Annotated in this window: 14 protein-coding genes; all 14 read left to right on the forward strand. The window is 40.1% G+C overall.

All coding sequences use genetic code 11. The features are described 5' to 3' along the window. The coding region (locus tag AC1DSL_RS13550; RefSeq protein ID WP_477532567.1) for a chorismate synthase at positions 1-321 on the forward strand (321 nt) is incomplete at its 5' end. 3 nt (positions 322-324) lie between these two features. Beyond that, positions 325-1,431 carry a 3-dehydroquinate synthase gene (gene aroB / locus AC1DSL_RS13555; RefSeq protein ID WP_477532568.1) on the forward strand — a complete coding sequence of 369 codons (1,107 nt, stop codon included), beginning with the start codon at positions 325-327 and terminating at the stop codon, positions 1,429-1,431. Next, positions 1,428-1,799 carry a chorismate mutase gene (gene aroH / locus AC1DSL_RS13560; protein WP_016427412.1) on the forward strand — a complete coding sequence of 124 codons (372 nt, stop codon included), beginning with the start codon at positions 1,428-1,430 and terminating at the stop codon, positions 1,797-1,799. Before aroB ends, aroH begins: the two co-directional genes overlap by 4 nt. Positions 1,800-1,819: 20 nt before the next feature. Then, on the forward strand, positions 1,820-2,920 hold the full coding sequence (gene hisC, locus AC1DSL_RS13565; protein ID WP_036659712.1) for a histidinol-phosphate transaminase: 1,101 nt from the start codon (positions 1,820-1,822) through the stop codon (positions 2,918-2,920). Further along, complete coding sequence (locus tag AC1DSL_RS13570) at positions 2,917-4,017, forward strand: prephenate dehydrogenase (RefSeq protein WP_477532569.1); 1,101 nt, start codon at positions 2,917-2,919, stop codon at positions 4,015-4,017. Before hisC ends, AC1DSL_RS13570 begins: the two co-directional genes overlap by 4 nt. A 232-nt stretch (positions 4,018-4,249) precedes the next feature. Then, the gene (aroA, locus tag AC1DSL_RS13575; protein ID WP_477532570.1) at positions 4,250-5,557 is read left to right on the forward strand and encodes a 3-phosphoshikimate 1-carboxyvinyltransferase; all 1,308 of its coding nucleotides are present in this window, start codon (positions 4,250-4,252) and stop codon (positions 5,555-5,557) included. Positions 5,558-5,627: 70 nt separating this feature from the next. Continuing rightward, positions 5,628-6,887: a tetratricopeptide repeat protein gene (locus AC1DSL_RS13580; RefSeq protein ID WP_477532571.1), complete on the forward strand. Its 1,260-nt coding sequence runs from the start codon at positions 5,628-5,630 to the stop codon at positions 6,885-6,887. Positions 6,888-6,900: 13 nt separating this feature from the next. Further along, the gene (locus AC1DSL_RS13585) at positions 6,901-7,455 is read left to right on the forward strand and encodes a ReoY family proteolytic degradation factor (protein ID WP_477532572.1); all 555 of its coding nucleotides are present in this window, start codon (positions 6,901-6,903) and stop codon (positions 7,453-7,455) included. A 29-nt stretch (positions 7,456-7,484) separates the two neighbouring features. Further along, positions 7,485-7,946, forward strand: a complete 462-nt coding sequence (locus AC1DSL_RS13590) for a YpiF family protein (RefSeq protein ID WP_477532573.1) — start codon at positions 7,485-7,487, stop codon at positions 7,944-7,946. 164 nt (positions 7,947-8,110) lie between these two features. After that, positions 8,111-8,614, forward strand: a complete 504-nt coding sequence (locus tag AC1DSL_RS13595) for a QcrA and Rieske domain-containing protein (protein ID WP_016427405.1) — start codon at positions 8,111-8,113, stop codon at positions 8,612-8,614. A gap of 20 nt (positions 8,615-8,634) precedes the next feature. Continuing rightward, positions 8,635-9,309, forward strand: a complete 675-nt coding sequence (qcrB, locus tag AC1DSL_RS13600) for a menaquinol-cytochrome c reductase cytochrome b subunit (protein WP_016427404.1) — start codon at positions 8,635-8,637, stop codon at positions 9,307-9,309. A gap of 41 nt (positions 9,310-9,350) precedes the next feature. Beyond that, a complete protein-coding gene (locus tag AC1DSL_RS13605; RefSeq protein WP_016427403.1) occupies positions 9,351-10,112 on the forward strand; it encodes a menaquinol-cytochrome c reductase cytochrome b/c subunit in 762 nt (253 codons plus the stop codon). Positions 10,113-10,174: 62 nt separating this feature from the next. Beyond that, positions 10,175-10,774: a lipoprotein heptaprenylglyceryl N-acetyltransferase LhaT gene (lhaT, locus tag AC1DSL_RS13610; protein ID WP_342541705.1), complete on the forward strand. Its 600-nt coding sequence runs from the start codon at positions 10,175-10,177 to the stop codon at positions 10,772-10,774. Between the two features lie 62 nt (positions 10,775-10,836). Then, positions 10,837-11,150, forward strand: a 314-nt coding sequence (locus AC1DSL_RS13615; RefSeq protein WP_477532574.1) for a zinc metallopeptidase, incomplete at its 3' end; no start/stop codon positions are given.

Genomic DNA, 11,150 nt, shown 5'->3' on the forward strand with positions numbered 1-11,150 from the left:
GGGTATACCAGAACAACAAATCGACTAGGAGGACTGGAAGGTGGCATGTCCACTGGAATGCCAATTGTCGTCCGAGGTGTAATGAAACCCATTCCAACTCTATATAAACCTCTTCAAAGTGTCGATATATCTACGAAAGAACCATTTAAAGCTAGTATAGAACGTTCAGATAGTTGTGCTGTACCTGCAGCCTCTGTTGTTGCAGAGCATGTCGTAGCGTGGGAAATTGCCAATGCCATTTTGGAACAATTCCATAGTGATCAAATGCCACAACTTCTCAATTCAATCAACCAGCACCGTGCCTATACAAAGGAGTTCTAAAGAATGCATACTATTTCAATCGACACGGAAAGCAAATCATACAAAGTTCATGTAGGTTCATTCATATACGAGCCTGCATTGGCTTTATATGAAAAGCAAATTAAACATGCAGATCATGTGGTAATCTTTGTCGACGAAGCAGTTGCCAATCTGCATTTGGACAAATTGCTGAAACCTCTCCAATCGTTTTTGGATACATCCGTTCATATATGTCGGTTGCCTGCAGGGGAATCCAGTAAATCTATGGAGACCTTTATGGCATGTCAGTCGTTTTTGCTCGAAAAAGGGTGTACCAGAAAATCAATTCTTTTCGCTTTTGGCGGTGGAGCATGTGGTGATGTAGTAGGTTTTGTTGCCTCTACATTCATGCGAGGGATTCCTTTTATACAATTACCGACAACTATTTTAGCTCATGATAGTGCAGTTGGAGGGAAAACGGCAGTCAATCATCCGCAAGGGAAAAATATGATCGGCTCGTTTTATCAGCCTGAAGCTGTCATTTTTGATATTTTGACATTAGCCACGTTGCCTAATCAACAAGTATTATCAGGGATGGCTGAAGTAATAAAACATGCTCTAATCTCGGATAAGAATTGGTTGGAAGATTTGCTTTCTTATCAATCTCTTGAAAATATATCAGAAGAACAGAAGTTATCTTTCTTGGTTAAAGGCATTCAAGTAAAGGCTGATATAGTGAAAGCGGATGAGTTTGAGCAATCCGTAAGGAAATATCTGAATTTAGGACATACTTATGGACACGCAATTGAAGCGTCAGTTGGATACGGAAATATAACGCACGGGGAATCCGTTGCAATTGGACTTGTGATTTCACTTCAGTTAAGTGAAAAACTACTGTCGCTCAAAGAAGGAACAGCCAAAAAGCTTTTTAATGCTTTGAACGCTTTTGGGTATTCATTTGAACCTGTTTTAAAGCAGGAAATCGATCAACTCATTCCTTATATGAAACGTGATAAAAAGGCTTCTTATGGTGATCTTCATTTTGTTCTACTCGAACAAATCGGAAAACCATGTATGAAAATTGTCCCCGTTGAAGAAGTAGTACGGGCACATGAACAATTACGAAAATGGAGTAAGGAGGTACATAAATGATTCGTGGTATTCGAGGAGCGACCACCATACCAGAAGATTCGACATCTCATATTTTAATTGAGACAGAGAAGCTTGTTTTGACAATGGCTAGAGAAAACCAAATCAGTCCTGAGGATGTTGCATCTGTCGTGGTTTCAACGACAACTGATATAGCTTCTGCATTTCCTGCAAAAGCTGTCCGAAGTATTCCTGAATGGACATACGTACCTGTTATGTGTACCCATGAAATGGATGTACCAGGCGCGATGCCATTGTGTATACGTGTATTGATGCACGTCAATACGGAAAAATCGCAACGCGATATTCATCATGTATACATGAACGATGCAGTTAAATTACGACCTGATTTAATAACAAACAATAAGTAAGAAGGTAGAGGCGAATGACGATGAAGTGGAAAAACCAATTAACAGGGATGAAACCATATCAACCAGGACGTTCAATCGATGAAGTGAAAAAGATCTATGGCTTAGATCATATCGTGAAGCTCGCTTCGAATGAAAACCCTTTTGGAACATCTCCAAAAGTCCGTGAATTCCTGGAAAACCAAGCGATAAATCATGCCATTTATCCAGATGGATACGCAAGTGGTTTACGTCATGCTTTGGCAGAAACGGTAGGTGTGGCAGAAGAACAATTGTTATTTGGAAATGGATCGGATGAAATTATCATGATGATTTCTCGTGCTTTGCTTCAGCCAGGAGTTAATACTGTCATGGCAATTCCTACTTTCCCACAATATCGACATAATGCGGTGATTGAGGGTGCAGAGGTTCGTGAAGTTCAATTGAAAGACGGGGCTCATGACCTGGAAGAAATGGTTCGCCAAATCGATGAAAAAACAGCAATCGTTTGGTTGTGTTCTCCAAATAATCCGACAGGTACGCTAATCAATCATCAGCAGATGGAACAATTCATTCAAAAAGTTCCCGAAGAAGTACTTATAGTGATTGACGAAGCCTATTACGAATTCGTAACTGACCCCGCATACAAAGAATCCGTTGATCTCTTAAAAGATCATGGCAATGTCATTATTTTGCGAACGTTTTCGAAAGCATATGGACTTGCAGGTTTTCGAGTCGGTTATGCAGTGGCACAAAAGGAACTGATTGCTCGTCTGGATCCGGTCCGTGAACCATTCAACAATACAGTAATCAGTCAAGGCGCTGCATTGACGGCACTTCAAGATACGGCATTTCTTAAGGAATGTATTATCAAAAACGAATTAGGAAAACAGCAATTTAATGAATATGCCACAAAACATGACCTACATATGTATCCCACTCAAGGAAACTTTGTACTTCTTCAAGTAAAAGCTGACGCCGATACAGTATTTGAAGGTCTCCTTAAAAAAGGCTTTATTATCCGTAGTGGAAATGCACTTGGAACACCGGGATATATTCGGATCACTATAGGTACGACTCAACAAAATGATGCATTCTTAAAAGCGTTGGCGGATGTTTTAAAAGAATTAGAGGTATTTGCATGACAACGCATGTTCTAATCGTAGGTCTGGGTTTAATTGGTGGTTCATTGGCATTGGCCATTCAAAAGAATCCTGAAGTGAAAGTAATTGGCTTTGATTCGGACTCACACACCGTTCGTAAAGCCAAAAAATTAGGTGTCATTCATGACATGGCACTCAGTATAAAAGATTCTGCAAGAATGGCAGATATCATTGTATTTGCGACTCCAGTCAATGCAACGCTTCAGTTAATGAACGAAGCACAGCATTGGCAGCTTAAAAAAGGTGTCATCCTTACAGATACCGGCAGTACAAAGAAAATCATCATGGAAAAAGCAAAATCACTTAAAAAACTTGGCCTTACATTTATTGGAGGACATCCAATGGCCGGTTCACACAAAAGTGGTGTTGAAGCAGCGAAGGCTCATTTATTTGAAAATGCCTACTACATGCTTACTCCATTGGAACAGGAAGATGAAGAAAAAATTCATACCCTTGAAATGTTGTTGCAACCGACAAAGGGGAAGATTCTCCGAGTCTCTGCGTCTGAACACGATCATATGACCGCTGTAGTCAGTCATTTTCCACATTTGGTCGCTGCGTCCTTGGTTCACCAATTATCCAGTGAGAATGAAGAATTTCCCTTCACTCGCCAATTGGCAGCAGGTGGTTTTCGGGATATCACACGGATTGCTTCATCGAATCCTGTGATGTGGAGAGATATAACCATTCAAAATCGAATCGAATTGGTCAATCAATTGACAAAATGGCAAAAAGAAATGGACACAGTAAAAACGTTGCTTATGCAAGCGGAACCTTCAAATATAGAGCACTACTTTTCAAGAGCCAAATACGTCAGAGATGAATTGCCGATTACTTCACAAGGCGCCATGTATTCTGTATTTGATCTGTATGTGGATGTTCCTGATTATCCTGGTGTCATTTCTGAAATAACAGGACTTCTGGCAAAACACATGATCAGCATTACAAACTTGCGAATTGTTGAAACGAGGGAAGATGTTTTTGGGATTTTGGTCATCAGCTTTCAGACAATCGAAGACCGAAATAAAGCGGGCGGTTGTATTGCAAATGAAACAATCTACGAAACGTATATATCATAGAGTGAGTCTGCTCTCTTTCCGCGGACGAATGGCAAGCCTCCTCGGGCCAACATGATGTTGGTCACCCACATGAGCGTTAAGCATGAGACCAACGCTTACGCAAATGTACGATTAACTAAATCGTTTAAGATAGTCTATAAAGAGAGAGTATAGCTTCTCAAATCTGCGAAGAAAAAAGATGAATTTATACTGAGCAATTATTATCCAATAAGAATATAAGGATGTGAATGGATTGAAGGACTCCATAAAATTACAAGCAGAGCAAGTAGCCCTTCGTGGAACAGTTAGAGTTCCTGGAGACAAATCAATTTCTCATCGCTCTATCATGTTCGGGGCAATGGCAAAAGGTAAAACAACGGTTAATGGTTTTTTGCTTGGAGATGATTGTTTAAGTACAATTTCCTGTTTTCAAAAATTAGGTGTCGATATTCAAGTGAATGGCAATCAGGTTACGATTACGAGCGATGGGATGGAAAGTTGGAAAGAACCTTCTGAAATTTTGGACACAGGAAATTCTGGGACAACTACTCGTTTAATGCTTGGAATATTAGCCGGATCTAACGTTCACAGCGTTCTTGTAGGGGATGAATCAATCGCTAAAAGACCGATGAAGCGTGTAATCGAACCTTTAAGGCAAATGGGTGCACAAATCTCTGGCAGAAGTGGGGGGCAGTTCACTCCACTTGCAATACAAGGCACTGATTTGACTGCAATAGACTACACTATGCCTGTTGCCAGCGCGCAAGTAAAATCAGCCATCCTTCTTGCTGGTCTTCAAGCGAATGGTGTAACGACAGTACGGGAATCAGAAGTTTCACGAGACCATACCGAGCGTATGTTACGCCAATTTGGTGCTGACATCACTTGTCAGGATGGAGTCATTCAACTCCAGGGTGGTCAAAAGCTTTCTGCAACACATATTGAAGTGCCAGGAGATATATCCTCAGCTGCATTCTTTTTGGTGGCAGGAGCAATTGCGAAAGACAGTAGCATCCACTTGGAACATGTCGGTTTAAATCCAACACGCACCGGCATTCTCGATGTGTTGCAACAAATGGGAGCCAAGTTGGATATTGAATTGGAAAACGGCGGGGATGAAGAGCCAATAGGACGTCTGTCGATACAATCTTCACAGCTCAAAGGCATTGAAATCGGCGGAGAGTTAATTCCCCGCTTGATTGATGAAATTCCAATCATTGCATTACTGGCGACCCAAGCTCAGGGTACGACGGTGATTAAAGATGCAGAGGAATTAAAAGTAAAAGAAACAGACCGCATTACAGCAGTTGTAGATGAGTTAAAGAAATTAGGTGCCAATATCGAGGCTACCGAAGACGGAATGGTCATAAATGGTCCTGTTACTCTTACAGGAGGGGTTCTACAGTCTTATGGAGACCATCGCATCGGAATGATGGGCGCAATCGCTTCAGTGATTTCGACAGGACCTATCGAAATTGAACATGCTTCGTGCATTTCCGTATCTTACCCCAACTTCTTTGATCATTTGCGAAATGTGTCAACTTGTGAAACTCTCCGCTAGCGGGGAGTTTTTTCTTGTGAATGGGGTAGTCGTGATGTAGCATATGGTATGAATAGAAAGAGAACGGGTGATGGAGATGGAAATAAGTCAACAATTTATTGAAGCGATTGAAGCGGGCGATTTGCAGACCATACAGTCTTTAATCGAAACATTGCAACTTTCAGGGGAACCAGATGCTCAATATGAGATTGCAAATATGCTAGTTCAAGCTGGATATTTAAAAGAAGGTGAACAAATACTGGAACACCTTCAGTTTTTGTTTCCTAATGAAGCGCAGATCAAGATTGATAGAGCACAGATACTCATGGAAATTGACGAAGAAGATGAAGCCTTACTTTTGCTGACAAGCATTGAAGAGCATGAGGAAGAATATCCACAAGCATTACTGAGTCTAGCTGATTATTATCAAATGCAAGGGTTTTACGAATCGGCAGAGCAAAAAATCAACCAAGCACTCGCACTATTGCCGGGAGAGCCTTTATTGATTTTTGCCAAAGCGGAACTTTTACTTGAAACAGGAAAGTATCTCGAAGCTGCACGACTATATGAAAACTTAAAAACCACAACAGATGAAATTGCCGGGGTACGTTTATCCGAACGTTTAGCTGAAGTTTACAGTGCTGGAGCGGCATATGAAGATGCCATTCCTTTTTACGAAGAATCACTGTCAAACCATGTTACGCCAGATTTGCTTTTTGGTTATGCTTATGCCGCATTCCAAGCGGGGCAGTATGATTTATCAGTTCGTAAACTGAACGAAGTAAAGACATTGGACCCAGACTATTTCTCTGCACATTTGCTCCTGTCGCAAGCCTATAGCATGCTTGAAGACCATGAACAAGCATACCAGGCAATTCTAGAAGGATTAAGTCGTGATGAATATGATAAGGAATTGTATTTATTTGCCGGCAAAATAGCCTTGAAACTAGGTAAAGTGATAGAAGCTGAACAGCATTTGCGTCAGGCAATCGCACTGGACCCAGAATATATGGAAGCGACGTTGACTCTAGTGTCATATTTACACGCAGAAGAACGCGATCAGGATGTCATTGAATTGATTGAGATCATTTCAAATAATCAAGATGATTGGTCCGCGTTATACCCATTTGCGGCTGATGCCTATGCGAAAGAAGAAAATTTTGAACGTGCATACGATTTTTATTCTTTGGCATATACTGATCATAAGGAAGACCCGTTGTTCATGGAAAAATACGTTTATTTTCTGCTGGAAGAAGGAAAACGTGATGAAGCCCTAGAAATAGGTAGACAATTAGTTCTTTTACAACCTCATGAAGAAAGATGGCAAGACCTGATTGAATCATTGTCGTGAAAGGAGGAGTAGTATGACCGCATCTGTTTCTGTGATGGAAAAGAAAGAATTTGTGCGTTGGTTTTTGAAACGATATCAAATGAAACGACGAGAATGCGTATGGATCCTCAATTATTTGTTAAGTCATGATGATTTACTCCAAAAAGTACATTTTGTAGAAGAAGCACATTACTGCCCAAGAGCGATGGTTATGTCTGTTACAGAGTCGAATGGCGTGCCTTTTCGCTTTTACAAAGGAAATTTAATGACTGCAGATGCCGAGAAATCATTTCACGACTTACGTTTAAATCCAAATGAAGACATGTTTATTCAGTTGAATTTTCCAAATGTACCACCAAGTTCAGAGTATTTGGCGGTTTTGGAAGAAAATCCATTTATGCCGAAATACMTGCATATTAACGACAAAGATCGTCTTATAGCTGAAGAAGTGCTCAAAGTCAGCATGAATTCATTTAGAGAAGAACATATATTGAAACAAATTGATGAAGCTTTGGACGCCAATGATAAAGAACGATTTTTTGAATTGTCTAAATTGCTACAAGGGATGAAAGAATCATCCAAATCTTAACTTCATCGTATATGCGATGAAGTTTTTTGTTGAAAGGAAATGAAGATATGTACTGGAACTCAAAAGATATAAATGTATTTTTAGAACAGAAAGAATTTGTTGATACAGCCGTAATCCCTTTGTTACTAATCGATGGACAAGCCAGCCAACTGAAACAAAATGCATCAAGCGCTGAATTTTTGATGTCTCTTACCGCTTTTATCGAAAATCAATTTAAAGGACGAGTGGTGTTAATGCCACCGATATCGTATACGAAGCGTTCCAATAGGCAACAATTAGGGAATGAATGGACGGAAACGTTGAATGAAGCGGGCTTTAAGCACTTGTTTTTTGTTTCATGCGATATGACGTGGGGAAATGAAGTAAGTGAATTAAACGTTATTTATACGCCTTCTATACCACTTGAACACATGGACCAGAAATTGCGTCAATCMGTTCTGGAAGATCAATTGAGACAAATAATTCCGGTATTTGCAAATCGCTGGGAATAGGCAGTTCAATAAGCTTCAAGAAATGTTCACAAAGTAGATGTTCGCAACTAAAGGAATATTGACCTCCGTTTTTTATTGAGCTATCATAGAACTGTCCTAGTTTTACTATTTTTTGTATAAGTATGTCCGTTGGACTGACCTTTAAAGTTAGAGGGGGGAAAAGGATGAGTAACAATCGTGTATCAAGACGTCAATTCCTAAACTACACACTAACCGGTGTTGGTGGGTTTATGGCTGCAGGTATGTTAATGCCGATGGTTCGTTTTGCAATCGATCCAGTATTGCAAAAAGCTGGAGGCGGAGACTTTGTACCAACTGATAAAAAAGTGGCTGATATCACTGATGTGCCGGAACGCGTAGACTTTTCATTTGAACAAGTAGATGCATGGTATACATCTGAAGTCACAAGCACTGCATGGGTTTACAAAAAGGGCGACAAAATTATCGCGCTATCTCCAGTATGTAAACATTTAGGTTGTACGGTAAACTGGGCAGGTAGCCCGGATCACCCGGACCAATTCTTCTGTCCATGTCACGGTGGTCGATATGAGAAGAATGGTAAGAACGTACCAAAAACACCACCTCTAGGTCCGTTGGATGAGTTCGAAGTACGTGTGAAAGATGGTCTTTTACAAATCGGTAAAACACGACCAAATACATTAGTTTAAAGTAAGGGGGTACGACGTCAGTGCTAAATAAGATTTATGATTGGGTGGATGAACGTCTGGATATTACTCCTATTTGGCGTGATATTGCAGATCATGAAGTTCCAGAGCACGTTAACCCTGCACATCATTTTTCAGCATTCGTTTATTGTTTCGGGGGCTTAACGTTCTTCGTCACTGTGATTCAAATTCTTTCGGGTATGTTTTTAACAATGTACTATACGCCAGATATTGAAAATGCATGGAAATCCGTTTACTACTTACAAAACGAAGTAGCATTCGGTGAAATTGTGCGTGGTATGCATCACTGGGGAGCTTCACTTGTAATCGTTATGATTTTCCTTCATACATTACGTGTATTCTTTACAGGTTCTTATAAAAAACCTCGTGAACTTAACTGGGTTGTCGGCGTATTGATTTTAGGCGTCATGTTAGGTTTAGGATTCACGGGTTACCTACTTCCTTGGGACATGAAAGCGTTGTTTGCAACGAAAGTAGGTATTGAAATTGCTGCATCCGTGCCATTTATCGGAGGAGCTATTAAAACCTTGTTAGCCGGCGATGAACACATTCTCGGTGCACAAACGCTAACACGATTCTTTGCGATTCATGTATTCTTCTTACCAGCTGCTTTGCTTGGGTTGCTTGCAGCACACTTTATCATGATTCGTAAACAAGGTATTTCAGGACCGTTGTAAAAAAACAGCGTCTTTGATGATTTCTAAAAGGAGGGGACAATATGCATCGCGGAAAAGGGATGAAATTTGTCGGGGATTCTCGTGTACCTGCTAATCGCAAACCGAATATTCCAAAAGACTATTCCGAGTATCCGGGTAAAACAGAAGCTTTCTGGCCAAACTTTTTATTGAAAGAATGGTTGGTTGGTTCCGTTTTCTTAATTGGTTATTTAATCTTGACTGTTGCACATCCATCACCACTTGAACGCCAAGCGGATCCAACAGATACAGGTTACATTCCACTACCGGACTGGTATTTCTTGTTCTTATATCAATTGTTAAAATATGAATTTGCTTCTGGTCCATATAATGTTATCGGAGCAATCGTTATTCCAGGACTTGCGTTTGGTGCACTAATGCTTGCACCATTCTTGGACAAAGGTCCAGAACGTCGTCCATTTAAACGTCCTTTACCAACGGCATTTATGCTACTTGCATTGGCATCAATGATTTACCTTACTTGGGAATCAGTGGTCAACCATGACTGGGAAGCAGCAAAAGCTCAAGGTGAAATTCGTGAAGAAGCACAATTCGACACAGAAGCGGAAGGGTATAAAATTTACTCTGAAGCATCTTGTATAGGCTGTCACGGTAATGCATTTGAAGGTGGTATCGGTCCATCTTTAGCAGCTACTGATAAAACGGCTGAAGAAATTATGGAAATCGCGAAAAATGGTAAAGGTACAATGCCAGCTGGCTCGTTCAAAGGTACTGAAGAAGAATTAAAAGAGTTAGCTACATTCATTGATGAGTTAACACCATAATTGATTTTAAAAAGAGAGTCAGGAAACTGGCTCTTTTTTTGTACATAAAGGAGTCGTAGGAAGTGCATACTTTACTTACTCAAATTAAATTCATATTATTTCATAAATCATTCATGTGGTTGTTGCTCATCGTAAATATTTTAGGAACTGCTTATGGGTATTACTGGTATGGGTGGCAACTTGCAATAACGGATCCGATTTTCTTGATTTTCGTACCAGATAGTCCCACAGCCAGCTTATTTTTCTCAATTGCTCTATTTGGATGGCTGATTAACCGAAATTTCAAGCTTATTGAAGCTCTCGCTTTGATTACGCTTGTAAAATATGGATTATGGGCAGTAGTAATGAACATTTGGACACAATTTGAAGGGAGTCCAATTGGTGCGGTCGGATGGATGTTGATTGCGAGTCATTTTGCGATGGCCGTACAAGCAGTACTATATATACCTAACTATAAATTCACGTGGAAACATATTTTGATAGCATCGATCTGGACGTTACATAATGATGTTATTGACTATGTCTTTGGACAAATGCCAATCTATCGTAGCTTGAGCGAACATTTTCAGGCAATCGGCTATTTTACATTCTGGTTATCAATCGCTTGTATATTACTTGCGATTAAGGTCACTAAATCGTCACCTCTTCAGCAGCCTAAATAGTTGCTCATTTATTGCAGGGCAGATAAAATAAGTGGTAGATAGAAAATAGGGAGATGATCCATTTGGGTTTTTTGATATATTTTGCCGTATTATTATTGTTACCAATTTACGCGCAATATAAAGTAAAGAGTACGTATAAAAAATACTCAAAAGTACGTTCTACATCTGGGATGACTGGTGCTCAGGTAGCACGTTTAATTTTAGATCAAAACGGTTTACAAGATGTTAAAGTGGTTGAAAGTCGCGGTTACTTGAGCGATCACTACAATCCTATGACGAAAATTGTCGCATTATCTTCGCACAATTATCATGAAGCTTCAGTCGCTGGTACTGCAATTGCTGCCCATGAAGTTGGACATGCGATTCAGCATAAAGA

Source organism: Paenisporosarcina sp. P4_D4, from assembly GCF_056401835.1.

Coding starts and splice junctions, on each gene's coding strand:
- AC1DSL_RS13580 (WP_477532571.1), top strand. CDS start 5,628: ATGGAGATGGAAATAAGTCAACAATTTATTGAAGCGATTGAAGCGGGC.
- AC1DSL_RS13605 (WP_016427403.1), top strand. CDS start 9,351: ATGCATCGCGGAAAAGGGATGAAATTTGTCGGGGATTCTCGTGTACCT.
- AC1DSL_RS13570 (WP_477532569.1), top strand. CDS start 2,917: ATGACAACGCATGTTCTAATCGTAGGTCTGGGTTTAATTGGTGGTTCA.
- hisC (WP_036659712.1), top strand. CDS start 1,820: ATGAAGTGGAAAAACCAATTAACAGGGATGAAACCATATCAACCAGGA.
- AC1DSL_RS13595 (WP_016427405.1), top strand. CDS start 8,111: ATGAGTAACAATCGTGTATCAAGACGTCAATTCCTAAACTACACACTA.
- aroH (WP_016427412.1), top strand. CDS start 1,428: ATGATTCGTGGTATTCGAGGAGCGACCACCATACCAGAAGATTCGACA.
- aroB (WP_477532568.1), top strand. CDS start 325: ATGCATACTATTTCAATCGACACGGAAAGCAAATCATACAAAGTTCAT.